Source organism: Pseudomonas sp. PS01270, from assembly GCF_029959775.1.
Taxonomy (GTDB): domain Bacteria; phylum Pseudomonadota; class Gammaproteobacteria; order Pseudomonadales; family Pseudomonadaceae; genus Aquipseudomonas; species Aquipseudomonas atacamensis.
This window is the reverse complement of sequence record NZ_JASCPT010000116.1, coordinates 1-16,572: the sequence shown is the minus strand read 5'-3', so window position 1 is coordinate 16,572 and position 16,572 is coordinate 1. Positions and strand designations below refer to the sequence as shown.

At 61.4% G+C, this 16,572-nt stretch carries 15 protein-coding genes and 1 pseudogene; 8 read left to right on the top strand and 8 right to left on the bottom strand.

The window, feature by feature from the left end; genetic code table 11:
* Positions 1 to 124 precede the first annotated feature (124 nt).
* Entirely contained in the window at positions 125 to 466 is a 342-nt protein-coding gene (locus QMX86_RS22970) for a metalloregulator ArsR/SmtB family transcription factor (RefSeq protein ID WP_016775194.1), read from the bottom strand.
* Positions 467 to 558: 92 nt separating this feature from the next.
* On the opposite strand from QMX86_RS22970, the gene QMX86_RS22965 reads away from it, so the two are divergent.
* Entirely contained in the window at positions 559 to 1,422 is an 864-nt protein-coding gene (locus QMX86_RS22965) for an MBL fold metallo-hydrolase (protein ID WP_282386056.1), read from the top strand.
* 173 nt (positions 1,423 to 1,595) lie between these two features.
* On the opposite strand, the gene bkdR is transcribed toward QMX86_RS22965, so the two are convergent.
* On the bottom strand, positions 1,596 to 2,084 hold the full coding sequence (bkdR, locus tag QMX86_RS22960; RefSeq protein ID WP_039762201.1) for a Bkd operon transcriptional regulator BkdR: 489 nt from the start codon (positions 2,082 to 2,084) through the stop codon (positions 1,596 to 1,598).
* A gap of 184 nt (positions 2,085 to 2,268) precedes the next feature.
* Between bkdR and QMX86_RS22955 the strand changes: the two genes are divergently transcribed.
* The 5 genes from QMX86_RS22955 to QMX86_RS22935 all read left to right on the top strand — a co-directional run bounded on the left by QMX86_RS22955 (position 2,269) and on the right by QMX86_RS22935 (position 8,492).
* Complete coding sequence (locus QMX86_RS22955) at positions 2,269 to 3,504, top strand: 3-methyl-2-oxobutanoate dehydrogenase (2-methylpropanoyl-transferring) subunit alpha (RefSeq protein WP_071172847.1); 1,236 nt, start codon at positions 2,269 to 2,271, stop codon at positions 3,502 to 3,504.
* A gap of 1 nt (position 3,505) precedes the next feature.
* Positions 3,506 to 4,564 carry an alpha-ketoacid dehydrogenase subunit beta gene (locus QMX86_RS22950; RefSeq protein WP_003224000.1) on the top strand — a complete coding sequence of 353 codons (1,059 nt, stop codon included), beginning with the start codon at positions 3,506 to 3,508 and terminating at the stop codon, positions 4,562 to 4,564.
* Entirely contained in the window at positions 4,565 to 5,839 is a 1,275-nt protein-coding gene (locus QMX86_RS22945; protein ID WP_073471244.1) for a dihydrolipoamide acetyltransferase family protein, read from the top strand.
* A gap of 4 nt (positions 5,840 to 5,843) precedes the next feature.
* Positions 5,844 to 7,217, top strand: a complete 1,374-nt coding sequence (gene lpdA / locus QMX86_RS22940; RefSeq protein WP_282386059.1) for a dihydrolipoyl dehydrogenase — start codon at positions 5,844 to 5,846, stop codon at positions 7,215 to 7,217.
* Between the two features lie 255 nt (positions 7,218 to 7,472).
* Complete coding sequence (locus tag QMX86_RS22935) at positions 7,473 to 8,492, top strand: branched-chain amino acid aminotransferase (protein ID WP_016775201.1); 1,020 nt, start codon at positions 7,473 to 7,475, stop codon at positions 8,490 to 8,492.
* Positions 8,493 to 8,776: 284 nt separating this feature from the next.
* Here the strand turns inward: QMX86_RS22935 and QMX86_RS22930 are convergent.
* The 4 genes and pseudogenes from QMX86_RS22930 to QMX86_RS22915 all read right to left on the bottom strand — a co-directional run.
* Positions 8,777 to 9,595, bottom strand: a pseudogene (locus tag QMX86_RS22930) (TIGR03915 family putative DNA repair protein); the annotation flags it as partial.
* Entirely contained in the window at positions 9,592 to 10,812 is a 1,221-nt protein-coding gene (locus QMX86_RS22925) for a putative DNA modification/repair radical SAM protein (RefSeq protein ID WP_024013352.1), read from the bottom strand. The pseudogene QMX86_RS22930 and the gene QMX86_RS22925, both read right to left, overlap by 4 nt.
* A 154-nt stretch (positions 10,813 to 10,966) precedes the next feature.
* A complete protein-coding gene (locus tag QMX86_RS22920; RefSeq protein ID WP_073471246.1) occupies positions 10,967 to 12,286 on the bottom strand; it encodes an Nramp family divalent metal transporter in 1,320 nt (439 codons plus the stop codon).
* A 79-nt stretch (positions 12,287 to 12,365) separates the two neighbouring features.
* Positions 12,366 to 12,902 (bottom strand): chalcone isomerase family protein, encoded by a 537-nt coding sequence (locus tag QMX86_RS22915; RefSeq protein ID WP_024013354.1) that lies wholly within the window; start codon positions 12,900 to 12,902, stop codon positions 12,366 to 12,368.
* Positions 12,903 to 13,048: 146 nt separating this feature from the next.
* Here QMX86_RS22915 and QMX86_RS22910 point away from each other — a divergent pair, with 146 nt between their 5' ends.
* Together QMX86_RS22910 and QMX86_RS22905 are read left to right on the top strand one after the other, a co-directional pair.
* The gene (locus tag QMX86_RS22910) at positions 13,049 to 13,822 is read left to right on the top strand and encodes a hypothetical protein (RefSeq protein ID WP_073471247.1); all 774 of its coding nucleotides are present in this window, start codon (positions 13,049 to 13,051) and stop codon (positions 13,820 to 13,822) included.
* Positions 13,823 to 13,906: 84 nt separating this feature from the next.
* Positions 13,907 to 14,464 (top strand): hypothetical protein, encoded by a 558-nt coding sequence (locus tag QMX86_RS22905; RefSeq protein ID WP_282386061.1) that lies wholly within the window; start codon positions 13,907 to 13,909, stop codon positions 14,462 to 14,464.
* On the opposite strand, the gene QMX86_RS22900 is transcribed toward QMX86_RS22905, so the two are convergent.
* Positions 14,454 to 15,170 carry a prolyl oligopeptidase family serine peptidase gene (locus tag QMX86_RS22900; RefSeq protein ID WP_282386063.1) on the bottom strand — a complete coding sequence of 239 codons (717 nt, stop codon included), beginning with the start codon at positions 15,168 to 15,170 and terminating at the stop codon, positions 14,454 to 14,456. The two genes, QMX86_RS22905 and QMX86_RS22900, sit on opposite strands and share 11 nt — an antisense overlap.
* A 182-nt stretch (positions 15,171 to 15,352) precedes the next feature.
* Entirely contained in the window at positions 15,353 to 16,465 is a 1,113-nt protein-coding gene (locus QMX86_RS22895; protein ID WP_282387968.1) for a succinylglutamate desuccinylase/aspartoacylase family protein, read from the bottom strand.
* Positions 16,466 to 16,572: the final 107 nt, after the last annotated feature.

Genomic DNA, 16,572 nt, shown 5'->3' with positions numbered 1-16,572 from the left:
ACCAAACAACCTGTGGGAGCGAGCCTGCTCGCGAAAGCGGTGGCTCAGTCAACTATTCGTCGGCTGACACGCCGCCTTCGCGAGCAGGCTCGCTCCCACAGGAGATGTTTGTGAGGGCTGGCATTTATGGCTGTTCCCAGCTCTTGAGTACCGCTCCGCAATACAGCCCCGACAGGGTCTTCATCACCTGGATCACTTCGTGACTGGCCAGGCCGTAGAAAATGTATTTGCCTTCGCGGCGGGTCGCGACCAGGCCTTCATCGCGCAAGATGCCCAGTTGTTGGGACAGCGTCGGCTGGCGTACGCCGGTCATTTTTTCCAGCTCGCCGACGTTGCGTTCGCCCTGGGTCAGTTGACAGAGGATCAACAGACGATCCTCATTGGCCAGGGCTTTGAGCAAGGCGCAGGCTTTGGACGCCGAGGCGCGCAGTTGGGCGACTTCACATTCGGTCAGACTGGATTGCATTTGCACGAGGCCTTGAAGGTCACTTAAGCTGCGAACATTATGTTTTTACATAAAGTGTTGCAACCCGAAATTCCCCAGCACAGGTTTTCGCCATGCCCGCCCTGATTGAAGCGTTCCTCGACCCTGCCTCCTCGACCTACAGCTACGTGGTCTATGAAGCCGACGGCGGCCAGTGCGCGATCGTCGACCCGGTGCTCGATTACGACGGCGCTGCCGGGCGCACCGGCACGGCGCAGGCGGACAAGATCATCGCTTTCGTGCGTGCGCACCGGCTGCAAGTGCAATGGCTGCTGGAAACCCACGCCCACGCCGATCACCTGTCTGCCGCGCCGTACCTGCGTCGTCAACTGGGCGGCAAGATCGCCATCGGCGAATCGATCAGCAAAGTGCAGAATGTGTTCAAGGCGCTGTTCAATCTGGAGCCGGAATTTTGCGTCGATGGCTCGCAGTTCGATCACCTGTTCGCGCCGAACGAGTCGTTCATGATCGGCAATCTCAAGGCCACCGCCCTGCACGTCCCCGGCCATACGCCAGCGGACATGGCGTACCTGATCGACGGCGAGCAGATCCTGGTGGGTGACACGCTGTTCATGCCGGACGTTGGCACCGCGCGCTGTGATTTCCCTGGCGGCAATGCGCAGCAATTGTTCAAGTCGATCCAGAAGCTGCTGGCGTTTCCGGCCAGCGTGAAGCTTTACGTCTGCCACGATTACCCGCCCGAGGGCCGCGCCTCGCAGTGCCAGACCACTGTCGGCGAACAGCGCAAAAGCAATATTCATGTGCATGACGGGATCGATGAAGCGGCGTTCGTCGAGATGCGCACGACACGTGACGCTGGGTTAGGCATGCCGACGTTGCTGCTGCCGGCGATTCAGGTGAACGTGCGGGCGGGGAATATGCCGGCGCCTGAGGACAACGGCGTGGTTTACCTGAAGATTCCGCTTAACAAACTCTGACCCCTAGTCAGGCGCCCTAAGTCTGATCGTTCCCACGCTCCGCGTGGGAATGCCGCCAGGGACGCTCCGCGTTCCGCCTCAAGAAGTGACGCAGAGCGTCACGGGATGCATTCCCACGCGGAGCGTGGGAACGATCGGCGAATGGAGCTGCCGTGGCTGCGATGTTTTGATCTTCACGTCCCCAACGTCAATCCATTAGCCGGCAACGGCAACGCGGTCTTATAACGCACCTGCTTCAGCGCAAAGCTCGAGCGGATGTTCGCCACCCCCGGCACCTTGGTCAGAAAATCCATCATGAAGCGTTCCAGCGACTGGATGCTCGGCACCAGCACGCGGATCAGGTAATCCGGATCACCCGCCATCAGATAGCACTCCATCACCTCCGGCCGATCGGAAATCGCTTCCTCGAAATGCTGCAACGCCTCCTCTACCTGTTTTTCCAGGCTGACGTGAATAAACACATTCACATGCAGCCCCAGCAGATCGGCATCCAGCAGCGTGACCTGCTCGCGAATCAAGCCCAATTCTTCCATGGCCTTGACCCGGTTGAAGCATGGCGTCGGCGACAGGTTCACCGAGCGGGCGAGGTCGGCGTTGGTGATGCGCGCGTTCTCCTGAAGGCTGTTGAGAATGCCGATGTCGGTACGGTCCAGTTTGCGCATGAGACAAAACCACCTGTTTTTTATGTTTATGCAGAATTTCTATCTGCAAATGGTCGCCAGCGCAACGAAACACAGAGAAATATTCTTCTTGGCCACGCCTATGATTGTTGTAGGACAAGATTTCCTCATCCCGGAATGACTGCCAGCTCACTACAAAAAATTCACAAGATCGAGCGTAGAAGCCATGACCCAAGCGTATGAACCGCTGCGCCTGCACGTCCCTGAACCCTCGGGCCGTCCCGGCTGCAAAACCGATTTTTCCTACCTGCATCTGACCGATGCCGGTACGGTGCGCAAACCTCCTGTTGATGTAGAACCTGCCGATACCGCCGACCTCGCCCGTGGCCTGATTCGCGTGCTTGACGATCAGGGCAACGCCCTCGGCCCGTGGGCCGAAAACGTGCCGGTCGAGATCCTGCGCAAAGGCATGCGCGCGATGCTCAAGACGCGCATCTACGACAACCGCATGGTTGTCGCCCAGCGGCAGAAAAAGATGTCGTTCTACATGCAGAGCCTTGGCGAAGAAGCCATCGGCAGCGCCCAGGCGTTGGCGCTGAACATCGACGACATGTGCTTCCCGACCTACCGCCAGCAAAGCATCCTGATGGCCCGCGATGTGCCGCTGGTCGACCTGATCTGCCAGTTGCTGTCCAACGAGCGCGATCCGCTCAAGGGCCGCCAGTTGCCGATCATGTACTCGGTCAAGGACGCCGGTTTCTTCACCATCTCCGGCAACCTCGCCACCCAATTCATTCAGGGCGTTGGTTGGGGCATGGCCTCGGCGATCAAGGGCGATACGAAAATCGCCTCGGCGTGGATCGGTGACGGTGCCACCGCCGAATCGGACTTCCACACCGCCCTCACCTTCGCTCACGTTTATCGGGCGCCGGTGATCCTCAACGTGGTCAACAACCAGTGGGCGATTTCCACCTTCCAGGCCATCGCCGGCGGTGAAGCCACGACTTTCGCCGGACGCGGCGTCGGTTGCGGCATCGCCTCGCTGCGGGTCGACGGCAACGATTTCTACGCGGTCTACGCCGCTTCCGCTTGGGCTGCCGAACGCGCCCGGCGCAACCTCGGCCCGACCATGATCGAATGGGTCACCTACCGCGCCGGCCCGCACTCGACCTCCGACGACCCTTCGAAATACCGCCCTGCCGATGACTGGAGCCACTTCCCGCTCGGCGATCCGATCGCGCGTCTGAAACAGCACCTGATCAAGGTCGGTCACTGGTCAGAGGAAGAGCACGCCGCCGTCAGCGCCGAACTCGAAGCCGAAGTGATTGCCGCGCAGAAACAGGCCGAACAGTACGGCACCCTCGCCGGCGGGCAGATTCCGAGCGCCGCGACCATGTTCGAAGACGTCTACAAAGAGATGCCGGAGCACTTGAAGCGCCAGCGTCAGCAGTTGGGGATCTGACATGAACGATCACAACAACAATATTCAGTTGGAAACCGCCATGACCACGACCACCATGACCATGATCCAGGCCCTGCGCTCGGCCATGGATGTGATGCTTGAGCGTGATGACAACGTCGTCGTCTTCGGTCAGGACGTCGGCTACTTCGGCGGCGTGTTCCGCTGCACCGAAGGCCTGCAGACCAAGTACGGCACCTCGCGGGTGTTCGACGCGCCGATTTCGGAAAGCGGCATCGTCGGCGTGGCCGTGGGCATGGGTGCTTACGGACTGCGCCCGGTCGCCGAAATCCAGTTCGCCGACTACGTCTACCCCGCCTCCGACCAGATCATCTCCGAAGCGGCGCGCCTGCGTTATCGCTCGGCAGGTGAGTTCACCGCACCGATGACCCTGCGCATGCCTTGCGGCGGCGGTATCTACGGCGGCCAGACCCACAGCCAGAGCATCGAGGCGATGTTCACTCAGGTCTGCGGTCTGCGTACCGTAATGCCGTCCAACCCGTACGACGCCAAAGGTCTGCTGATCGCCTCCATCGAAAACGATGACCCGGTGATCTTTCTTGAGCCGAAACGCCTGTACAACGGCCCGTTCGATGGCCATCACGACCGCCCGGTAACCCCGTGGTCGAAACATCCGCAAGCCCAGGTGCCGGACGGTTACTACACCGTGCCGCTGGACGTTGCCGCGATTACTCGCCCGGGCAAGGACGTGACCGTGCTGACCTACGGCACCACCGTATACGTCTCGCAAGTCGCTGCCGAAGAATCCGGCGTCGATGCCGAAGTCATCGACCTGCGCAGCCTGTGGCCGCTGGACCTGGAAACCATCGTCAAGTCGGTGAAGAAAACCGGCCGCTGCGTGGTGGTTCACGAAGCCACGCGCACCTGCGGTTTCGGCGCCGAGCTGGTATCGCTGGTGCAGGAGCATTGCTTCCATCACCTGGAAGCGCCGATCGAGCGCGTCACCGGTTGGGACACGCCCTACCCGCACGCGCAGGAGTGGGCGTATTTCCCAGGGCCGTCCCGCGTGGGCGCGGCGTTGAAACGGGTCATGGAGGTCTGAATGGGCACGCACGTTATCAAGATGCCGGACATTGGCGAAGGCATCGCAGAAGTAGAACTGTCGCAGTGGCACGTCAAGGTGGGCGATCTGGTGGTTGAAGACCAGGTACTGGCGGATGTGATGACCGACAAGGCGATGGTCGATATTCCGTCGCCGGTACACGGGAAAGTGATTGCCCTCGGTGGTCAGCCGGGTGAAGTGATGGCGGTCGGCAGTGTGCTGATCAGCATCGAAGTCGAAGGGGCTGGCAACCTTAAAGAGTCCGCCGCACCCGCGGCTGTCAAAGAAGCACCGGTTGCGCCGAAAGTTGAAGCCGCTGTCGAAAGCAAACCCGCCGCAGCCGCCGCACCACGTCCGGCAGCCGTTTGCCAAGGCCCGATGGTTGCTCGCGAAGCGGATGAACGCCCGCTAGCCTCGCCAGCCGTGCGCAAACATGCGCTGGATCTGGGCATTCAATTGCGCTTGGTGCGCGGTTCCGGCCCGGCCGGTCGCGTGTTGCACGAAGACCTTGAAGCCTATCTGGCGCAAGGTCAGTCGAACGCTTCGGCACCACTTGCCGCCGCGTACGCTCAGCGTAACGACGAAGAACAGATTCAAGTGATCGGCATGCGCCGCAAGATCGCCCAGCGCATGCAGGACGCTACTCAGCGTGCCGCGCACTTCAGTTATGTCGAAGAAATCGACGTCACCGCGATCGAAGAACTGCGTGCGCACCTGAATGAAAAACATGGCGCCAGCCGTGGCAAGTTGACCTTGTTGCCGTTCCTCGTTCGCGCGCTGGTGGTGGCCCTGCGCGACTTCCCGCAGATGAACGCCCGTTACGACGACGAAGCGCAAGTCATCACCCGCCTCGGTGCGGTGCATGTCGGCGTCGCCACGCAAAGCGATGTCGGCCTGATGGTGCCGGTGGTGCGTCACGCCGAAGCGCGCAGCCTGTGGGACAGCGCCGCGGAAATTTCGCGTTTGGCCAACGCCGCGCGCAATGGCAAGGCCAGCCGCGATGAGCTGTCAGGTTCGACCATTACTCTGACCAGCCTCGGCGCATTGGGCGGCATTGTCAGCACGCCGGTACTGAACCTGCCGGAAGTGGCCATTGTCGGCGTGAACAAAATCGTCGAACGGCCAATGGTGGTCAAAGGCCAAGTGGTGATCCGCAAAATGATGAACCTCTCCAGCTCCTTCGATCACCGCGTGGTCGACGGCATGGATGCGGCGCTTTTCATTCAGGCCATCCGTGGCTTGCTCGAACAACCCGCTACCTTGTTTGTGGAGTAATGGAATGCAGACTTTGAACACCACGCTGCTGATTATCGGCGGCGGCCCCGGCGGTTACGTCACGGCGATCCGCGCCGGGCAATTGGGTATTCCGACCATTTTGGTCGAAGGCCAATCGTTGGGCGGTACCTGCCTGAATATCGGCTGCATTCCGTCGAAAGCGCTGATTCATGTGGCTGAGCAGTTTCATCAGACGCAGCATCACAGCCAGCATTCGGCGTTGGGCATCAGCGTTGCCGCGCCGACCCTGGATATCAGCAAAAGCGTCGAGTGGAAGGACGGCATCGTTGATCGCCTGACCACTGGCGTCGCCGCGCTGCTGAAGAAGAACAAGGTTCAGGTCATCAACGGTTGGGCGAAAATCATCGACGGCAAAACCGTGGAAGTCGGCGATACCCGAATCCAGTGCGAGCATCTGGTGCTGGCCACCGGCTCGACCAGCGTCAACCTGCCGATCCTGCCGATTGGCGGGCCAATCATCTCCTCCACCGAAGCGCTGGCGCCGACGTCTGTGCCGACACGCCTGGTCGTGATCGGCGGTGGTTACATCGGTCTGGAGCTGGGCATCGCCTATCGCAAGCTCGGCGCCGAAGTCAGCGTGGTCGAGGCGCAGGACCGCATCCTGCCGGCTTACGACGCAGAACTGACGCAACCGGTGCATGAAGCGCTGAAGCAGCTGGGCGTGAAACTGTACCTCAAGCACAGCGTGCTCGGTTTCGACGGCACGTTGCAGGTGCGCGATCCTGAAGGCGAAACCCTCAATCTGGAAACCGATCAGGTACTGGTCGCGGTCGGACGCAAACCCAATACGCAGGGCTTCAATCTCGAAGCGTTGAATCTGGACATGAATGGTTCGGCGATCAGGATCGACAGCGGTTGCCAGACCAGCATGCGCAACGTCTACGCCATTGGCGACGTGAGCGGCGAACCGATGCTGGCCCACCGCGCCATGGCTCAGGGCGAAATGGTTGCCGAGCTGATCAGTGGCAAGCGCCGCGAATTCAACCCGACCGCCATCGCCGCCGTGTGCTTTACCGACCCGGAACTGGTGGTGGTCGGCAAAACTCCGGACGAGGCCAAGGCTGCCGGACTGGACTGCATCGTTGCAAGCTTCCCGTTCGCCGCCAACGGCCGCGCAATGACCCTGGAATCGAAAAGCGGCTTCGTCCGCGTGGTCGCACGTCGCGACAATCATCTGATTGTCGGCTGGCAAGCGGTGGGAGTCGGTGTTTCCGAATTGTCGACGGCATTCGCGCAGAGCCTGGAAATGGGCGCGCGCCTGGAGGATATCGGCGGCACCATTCATGCCCACCCGACCTTGGGCGAAGCGGTGCAGGAAGCGGCGTTGCGGGCGCTGGGGCATGCGCTGCATCTGTGACAGATGCAGTTGAATTGATCGTTCCCACGCTCCGCGTGGGAATGCAGCCCGGGACGCTCTGCGTCCCAACAGCCGAACGCGGAGCGTCCGATGAGGCATTCCCACGCAGAGCGTGGGAACGATCAGTCGAGGGAACGATCAGCGGAGCGAATTCCGGCTGCGAAACCGCTCAAGAATGAAGTATTGTTGTGCCCATCCAAAAAAACGTCAGAAGCCTTGAACCGTTTCGGCGGTTGTTCAGTGATAGAGGGTGTCATGGGTAACGAAAGCATCAATTGGGACAAGCTGGGTTTTGACTACATCAAGACCGACAAGCGCTATCTGTCGTACTTCCGCGATGGCGAGTGGGACAAAGGCACCCTGACCGAAGATAACGTCCTGCACATCAGCGAAGGCTCCACTGCCCTTCACTATGGTCAGCAGTGCTTCGAAGGCATGAAGGCCTATCGCTGCAAGGACGGCTCGATCAATCTGTTCCGCCCGGACCAGAACGCCCTGCGCATGCAACGCAGCTGCGCGCGTCTGCTGATGCCGACGGTCGACACCGAGCAGTTCATCGAAGCCTGCAAAGCCGTGGTTCGCGCCAACGAGCGGTTCATTCCGCCGTACGGCACTGGCGGCGCGCTGTACCTGCGCCCGTTCGTGATCGGCGTCGGTGACAACATCGGCGTACGCACCGCGCCCGAATTCATTTTCTCGATTTTCTGCATCCCGGTCGGCGCCTACTTCAAGGGTGGCCTGACCCCGCACAACTTCCAGATCTCCAGCTACGACCGCGCGGCCCCGCAAGGCACCGGTGCGGCCAAGGTCGGTGGCAACTACGCCGCCAGCCTGATGCCGGGCTCGAAAGCCAAGAAAGCCAACTTCGCCGACGCGATCTACCTCGATCCGATGACCCACACCAAGATCGAGGAAGTCGGTTCGGCCAACTTCTTCGGGATCACTCACGACAACAAGTTCGTCACCCCGAACTCGCCATCGGTCCTGCCAGGCATCACCCGCCTGTCATTGATCGAACTGGCCAAATCGCGTCTGGGCCTGGAAGTGGTTGAAGGCGACGTGCTGATCGACAAGCTGTCGGACTTCAAGGAAGCCGGTGCCTGCGGTACCGCTGCGGTGATCACGCCGATTGGTGGCATCAGCTACAACGATCACCTGCATGTGTTCCACAGCGAAACCGAGGTAGGCCCGGTAACCCAGCAGCTCTACAAAGAGCTGACTGGCGTGCAGACCGGCGACATCGAAGCGCCAGCGGGCTGGATCGTCAAGGTTTGATCTGACGACTGCTGATGCTCAAAAGCCCTCCACCGAGTGATTGGTGGGGGGCATTTTTATAGGGCTGGGCTCTGGTGTCGTATTGAAGAACGTCACCCCCTCACCCCAGCCCTCCCGAAACGTCGGACCGCCCCCAAGGGGGCGAGGGGGAAAGGGAGCCGACTTGTGCGCTTTTCAAAAATCGCGTTCACCTCGGCCATTCAGGTCGATGGAGTTCGCAAGAACACCTCGGTCGGCTCCCTCTCCCTCCGGGAGAGGGCTGGGGTGAGGGTAGGCTTTTCGCTCTTCAAGGCAATCCGTTTACCAAGTCGATCAGCAATCCCGCTCGCCTGCCCATTCTGTTGCTTGCCCATCCGCGCCTGGGTGATCAATCCCGGTATCAACTCGCCCTCCGGCAGATTCTTCCAGAACCGCACCGGCAGATGCCCTTGCATGACCTTCGGGTTCAACCGCGCCGGGTTGAAGATGTGGCTGTAATAGGTCAACCACAAATCGCCGTGGGGGTCATCGACGTTCTGTGCCAGTTGCTGCCATTCAATCGGGCATTGCCGCTCGTGAATCAATTGCTCACCGTCGTAGTACACACCATCGCGCGGTGTGGCGATCAACCAGCGATGCTGGCCCATGCGCCCGATGAAATGCTCGCTGGCGCTGTGCAGGATGTCATGGGCCGGTTCGTGCCACGCCACGTATTGTGGACCAGGCAGATCCTTGGGCCGCTCGATGAAACGCACGAATGCATGCAGATGATGGGCCTCGCGGCTGACCTGCTTGATGCGGCGCTGCAACTCGCTGCCGAGTTTGTCGCCGGCCATCATCGCCGTGCGGTCGCCGTGACTGACCCGCCAGAGCACTTCATACAACAGGCTCCAGCGCTGTTCGCCGCGATAGCGCGCCGCTTGTTCGAGGGTGGCAAGCAGCGCACGGGGAATACGCGCCTGAAACGGCCCCTGCCCTTCGGGCATGTGATCATCACTGGCAAACAGATCGCCAACGCCTTCCGCCGCCCAGCTCACCAGACTCGGATCGATCTCATGGCTGAGCAACCAGCGCGCCTGCTGGCGCCAGGTGTCGAACAGATCGTCACAATCGAGACTGATCATCCCCACAACCCCATCTGCTGCGGCATCGGCCGGTCGCGCAATTGCTGGTAGAGCATGTGGCTGGTGACTTCCGCCTGTTGCGGGTGGTAATCGCTGGTGATGATGAACGGCTTGGCCTTGGCCAGCACACAGCGCATCCGCGCGACGTCTTCGTAACGGATGCGGCGCTGGCGGCGCAACTCGACCAGGCGCTCGGTGGTGCGCAAGCCGATGCCCGGGATGCGTGCGATCAACGTTGCGTCGGCACGATTGAGGTCCAGCGGGAACACTTCGCGATTTTCCAACGCCCAGGCCAGCTTCGGGTCGATATCGAGCGCCAGATTGCCCGGGCCTTTGAGCAGTTCGTCAGCGCTGTAGCCGTAGCTGCGCAGGAGGAAATCAGCCTGATACAAACGATGCTCGCGCATCAGCGGCGGCGCGGCGAGCGGTACGCTTTTCGGGCTGTCGGGGATCGGACTGAATGCCGAGTAATAGACCCGGCGCAAACGGAAGTTGCCATACAGGGATTGAGCGCTGTGGAGGATGGTGCTGTCGTCGGTGTCATCGGCACCGACGATCAGTTGCGTGCTCTGCCCGGCCGGGGCGAATTTTGCCGAGCGCGGTTCGTTCAATACCGTCTGCACGCCGGTGTAGATGGTGTTCATCGCTTGCTTGATCGAGGTGATGTCCTTCTCCGGCGCCAGTGTCTGCAGGCTGGCGTCGGTGGGCAGTTCGATGTTGACGCTGAGGCGATCGGCGTAACGCCCTGCCTCCTCGATCAAGGCCGGATCGGCTTCCGGAATGGTCTTGAGATGGATGTAGCCGCGAAATTCGTGCTCTTCACGGAGCAACTTCGCCACACGCACCAGCTGCTCCATGGTGTAGTCCGCCGAGCGGATGATCCCGGAGCTGAGAAACAGGCCGCTGACGCAGTTGCGCCGGTAGAAATCCATGGTCAGCGTCACGACTTCTTCCGGGGTGAAGCGCGCACGCGGCACATCGCTGGAACGGCGGTTGACGCAGTACTGGCAATCGTAAAGACAGAAGTTGGTCAGCAGGATTTTCAGCAACGACACACAGCGCCCGTCCGGCGTGTAGCTGTGGCAAATGCCCATGCCGTCCGTCGAACCGAGCCCGCTCTTGCCCTCGGAGCTGCGCTTGGGCGCACCACTGCTGGCGCAGGAGGCGTCGTACTTGGCGGCGTCGGCGAGGATGCTGAGCTTGTCGATGATTTGCATGGCGCGGGCTCTTTACTGTGTGCATATACAGTATAGGCTCGCCCGCCGCGAAACAAGTTGATGGATGACCCCTCGTCGGCTGCCCATCCAGATTGCGGCGTGTGGGAGCGAGCCTGCTCGCGAAGAGGCCCTGCCAGCTACCGCAACTCAGCGATCAAACCGCCCACTGCAATATCAACCAACTGTTCGCCCCGCTGATCAACACAAACAGCCCCCAAGCCAGCACCCGCGTGGGCCAGCGATTGACGAACGGCCCCATCAATTGCCGATCGTTGGTCATGCGAATCAGCGGGTACAAGGCGAACGGCAGTTGCAGACTGAGCACCACCTGGCTCAACACCAGCAATTTGCCTATAGCGCCATCACCGAGCAGCCATACGCCGATGAACGCCGGAATCAGCGCCAGCCCGCGAGTGATCAAACGCCGCTGCCAGCACGGGATGCGCAGGTTCAGATAGCCTTCCATGATGACCTGCCCGGCGATGGTCCCGGTGAAGGTCGAACTCTGCCCCGACGCGAGCAGCGCCACGCCGAACAACACACTGGCCAGCGCACCGCCCACCAGCGGATCGAGCAGGTGATAGGCGTCCTGAATGTCGACCACATCGGTGTGCCCGGACTGGTGAAACGCCGCCGCCGCGAGAATCAGGATCGCCGCGTTGACCAGCAGCGCCAGGGCCAGCGAACCGATGGTGTCGATGCGCGCCAGTTTCACCGCGTCCTGTTTGCTCGCCAGGTCCTTGCCGATCATCCGCGTTTGCACGATCGAGGTGTGCAGATACAGGTTATGCGGCATCACTGTGGCGCCGAGGATGCCGATGGCCAGATACAGCGGCGCCGCATCGCTGATCGCGGACAGCGAGGGTTTGAAGCCCAGCGCCACGTCTGGCCAGTACGGTTTGATCAACAACAATTCGACGAAGAAACACACACCGATGGTCGCGACCAGCACCAGCATGATCGCTTCGAGACGGCGAAATCCCCGGTTCTGCAGGGCCAGCACCAGCAGCGTGTCGAACGCCGTCAGAGCGATACCGAAGGTCAGCGAGCAACCGAGCAGCAAGTGAAACGCGAGAGCGCAGCCAAGCACTTCGGCGAGGTCGGTGGCGATGATCGAGATCTCCGCCAGTATCCATTGCAGGCGCGCGGTCGGCGTGCTGTAGCGCTCGCGGGACAACTGCGCCAGATCGCGCCCGGTGGCGATGCCTAGCCGCGAACACAGGCACTGCACGACCATGCCGGCCAGACTCGCCAGCAACACGACGAATAAAAGACTGTAGCCAAAACGCGAACCGGCCTCGATCGCGGTCGCCCAGTTGCCCGGGTCCATGTAGCCGATCGACACCAGCAAACCGGGACCGGCGAAACGCAGCACACGTTTGAAGAACGAGGCAGTCGGGTCGACCGCGACACTGCCGGCCACTTCCGGCGGGCAAAACGGCGCGGTGGCGATTTTGGGCAGACTGAATTTCACGCACACATCCAGAAACAAAAACGGGAGCCCGGCAGCTTAGTCGTTTCGCCTAGTGCCTTGAAGCGCAAGATCACTGAACCTATGGGTTCACCCCCAACAACTGCTCGCGCAACTCGGGACTGCGTGTTCGCGGATCCAGCCAGATATCGAAAAACGCCTTGGCAAACTGTGGATCCTCAATCTCATGCTGCAGCTTCTGGCCGACAAAAAACCGCGCGCCCTGCCCCGGCAGATACACGCCGGTTATGCGCGTGCCGGCCTGAACGTCGACAAACGATTGCTGCATCTGCGCCTGCCAGCCGGCCAATTGCGCTGAAGTGACCCGAGGACCGGCAAGGCGTTTGATCTCATCGACGCTGGTGCTGACCAGATCGTCTCGCGAGATGTTGCGCCGGTAGATCAGCTCCAGTGCAAACGGCTGGCCGTCCGCCAGAGGCCGCGCGGCACTCCACAACCGCGCGCTGTAAACATCGAAGCCGAACACGCTGAAATCGCCACTGCCGATGATTTGCGCCCCTGGCACTGCGTCCTGCCAATTGGCCCACGTCGGCGTCAGCAACAGCGCCCACAAGCCGATGCCACAACAGCCACGTACGAGCTTGGGTGTTCTGTTCATCGCCGTATCGTCTCCGCTGCATTCTGATGATCAAAGCATAGCCGGATTCGCGCCTGAATTTTTGTATACAAAAATTGCGAACATAGGCAGCAATCTTTAATCGGCAGTGCTAACGTGGCTCATCCTGACCCGATGGAGACACCCGCGTGCTGATCCTCAAACTGCTGCTGATTCCCGGTTTTCTCCTGCTGATTTCCCTGGCGGGCAAACGTTGGGGGCCGAGCGTGGCCGGGTGGCTGTCAGGATTGCCGGTGGTGGTCGGGCCGATTCTGTTCTTTCTGGCGATTGAACAAGGGCCGCAGTTTGCCGCGCAATCAGCGGTCGCGGCGCTGTCGGCGATGTTCGCGATGATCGCGTTCTGCATCACCTATGCGCAGGTGGCGCAGCGGGCGAACTGGCCGTGGGCGTTGACCATTTCACTGGCGGTGTGGGCCGCGCTGGCGACGGTGTTGTCGGTGATTCCGGCGTCCTTGCCGTTCTCGGTGATTGCGGCAGCGGTGGCACTGCTCGCTTCGCCTTATCTGTTCCCCGAAGTGCAGCCGGTTTTGAACGGGCCAGCACCGAAGTCGGACAAACTGATCTGGCGGATGATCGCCGGTGCGGCGCTGACGCTGGTGGTGACGATGCTGGCAAGCACCGTCGGCGAACGCTGGAGCGGCCTGCTCGCGGTGTTCCCGGTGCTCGGCAGCGTCATGGCAGTGTTCTCGCAACAAACTCGCGGCCCGGCGTTTACCGCTGCGTTATTGCGCGCAACGGCGACCGGCATGTATTCGTTCTCGGCGTTCTGCCTGGTGTCGGCCCTGACGCTGCCGAGCATGGGCCTCAGCGGTTTTGTCGTAGGCGTGGCAGTGTCGGTGGCGATGCTCGGGGTGACCCGGCGTCTGCTGGCGCGGCCAGTGGCCAAGGCGCAAGCGCAATAACCGCCCGGACGAATCGCGCTGGAACGCCCGGCACGCTCCGTGGGATGATCGCCCGCCTCGCGCGACCATTCACCGGAGATTCACATGTCATTGTTGAGCAAAAAAGCCGTCGTCCTGATGCTGGCGGCCATCGCTGGTTTCGCCGCGATCAACGCGCACGCCGCCAAGGAAAAGGTCAAAACCGAGAAGGTCTCGCTGCTCGACGGCAAGTTTGCCTTTGTCCTGCCCAAAGGCTTTGTCGCCGACCCGCTGCCCGCCAGCCCGAGCGGGGCCAAGGGCACGATGTACACCAACCAGGCCACCAAAACCGTGGTCATCGCCGCCGAAAACCAGATCCCGGCTGGGCAGAACGTCAAGGACAACGACGGTGAGTTTCTCGACGGCAGCGTGTCGAGTTTCATCGACGATCAGCGCAAGGCCCTGCCGGACTTCAACAAGCTCAGCGAAAAAAGCCTGACCCAAAAAGGCACCGGCCTGGGGCTGCGTCAGGTTGACAGCACCGCCACCCAGGGCGGTGGCCAAACCCTGAACACCACACTGCTGGCCGGCTCGGGGACGAAGATGGCGCTGGTGCAGGTGATTTCCCGCGTCAGCGACAAGAAAGCTCACGATGCCCTGGTCAAAGCCATCGTCAAGGATTGAGCCGCTGCAACCAGCCATTCAGATCGCGCAACTCGGCCGCACTGATGCTGTGGCCGACGCCCGGATAAGCGTGAAACTCGGGCTTGTAATCGAGTTTCTGCAATAGCGCGTTGGCCTCGGTGCCGTGACGGTAAGGCACCGGATCATCAGCGGTGCCGTGGCCGATAAAAATGCTCAGCGGCAGCGGCGCTTGCCCAGGCTTGAGTTCGGCTTTGAGCACCGGCAACAAGCGCCCGCTCAACGCGGCAAACCCGCCGACGGCCACCGGCGCGCGCAGGCCCACTTCGTAGCTCATCATCGCGCCCTGGCTGAAGCCGATCAGGTACACCTTGTCCGGCGCGGCGTGATATTTCTTCGCCGCCTGGGCGATAAAGTCGCGCAGCTTCTGGCCGCTGACCTTCAGATCATCGGTCTCGCCGTTGTAGGCGCCTTCGCCCTTCTTGCGAAACCATTGGAAACGTCCTTCACCCAACGTCATCGGCGCGCGCACGGAAAGGTAGTTGTACTGCGCCGGCAGCTGAAATTTCATGCCGATCAGATCGGCCTCGTTACTGCCGTAACCGTGCAGGAAAATCACCAGCGGACGTGGTTCGGCGTCGGCATGGACCTGTTCGAGGTATTTGAGCGGCAGGTCGGATTGCAGGGTGGTTTGCGCGTGGACGGCGGTGGATGCGAGCAGGGTCAGCAGGGCGAACAATTTCAGCATTGCAGCGTTCCTTCACAGAGTGTCGGGTTCGCGGGGGAGCCTAACATTCTCGGCTGAGGATCCAAATTTTGTGGCGTGGCTGATGGCCCTTTCGCGAGCAGGCTCGCTCCCACCGTTGAAATGCGTTCCCCCTGTGGGAGCGAGCCTGCTCGCGAAGAGGCCCGCACCTTCACCGCAACCTGTCAGTCGTTCGTCAGCTTGCCGGTACGAAACGGCACTCGCCCCGCCACTTTCGCCTGCCAGACCCCCGGCTCGGTATAACGCCCGCGATCAATCGCGAACAGCACCCCGCTGGTGCCGGCGCGCACGGTGGTCACGCGATCCTGCAACGGGTCAACAACCTCGAACAGCGCATCGCCCTGCTCTACCCACTCGCCGGCATTGCGCAAGAAACTGACCACGCCATGGTGCGGGGCGAACAGATATTCGGTGCCTTCGAACGGCAGACCTTCACAACATTCGCTCGGCGCCGCCGGCCAGTCGCCGCTGATGAAACCCTGCTCGGCGAGAAAGCCCAGAATCGCTTCGCAATTGGCCTGAGCCTGATCGACGCGGGTGTCGCCCATGCTGCCCAGCTCCAGCGTCGTCGCCAGATTCGCCGCCGGAATCGCCGCGTTCGGGAATGCTTTGGCCAGACGCAGCCACGGCGTCGAGCAGGATTCATCGAATGAGCTGCCGCCGGAGTCCTCGCAGAGCAATGCCACACCCGCCTTCAGCCGCGCCGCCAGCGATTGCCATTGCGGCCAGTGTTGCGGCAGCGCGTAGAGGTGAATCGCAGCGTCGAAGTCGCAGTGCAGATCAAGGGTGATGTCGGCGTCGCAGGCGTGGCGCAGCAACAAGCGGTGCAAGGCTTCCAATTGCGAGGCTGGCGCTGGCAATTCCTCGAAGACCTGAGCCATGGCCTGGCGGATCAGGGCGACGTTGGCCTCGGCATCCGCGCCCAGACGCTCGCCCACCAGCGCTGCGACCGGGGCGCTGAGTTCGACGAATGCGCGGTTGAAATTCTTGCCGCTGCCCAGTTCGAAGCGGCCCATGTGATTGCCTTGCAGATGCTGATCCAGGCCGATCGGATTGGCCACCGGCACCAGTTCGATAACGCCCTGCAAACGGCCCTGCCGTTCCAGTTCGTTCAAGCGCAGCTTGAGTTCCCACGCGGTGCGCATACCCGGCAGCTCATCGGCGTGCAGGCTGGCCTGAATGTACACCTTGCGGCTGCCGGCGCCGTAGCGGAACACGCTGAGGGAGCGCTCGCTGCCCAAATGGCTCCAGGGCAGAACGTGGTCGATGCGTTGCATGAAAAACTCCTGAAATCTGGCAAATCCGGATCACTAAGATCCTTGTGGGAGCGAGCTTGCTCGCGAATGCGATGTGTCAGCCACTATAGATGCTGAATGTCAAACCG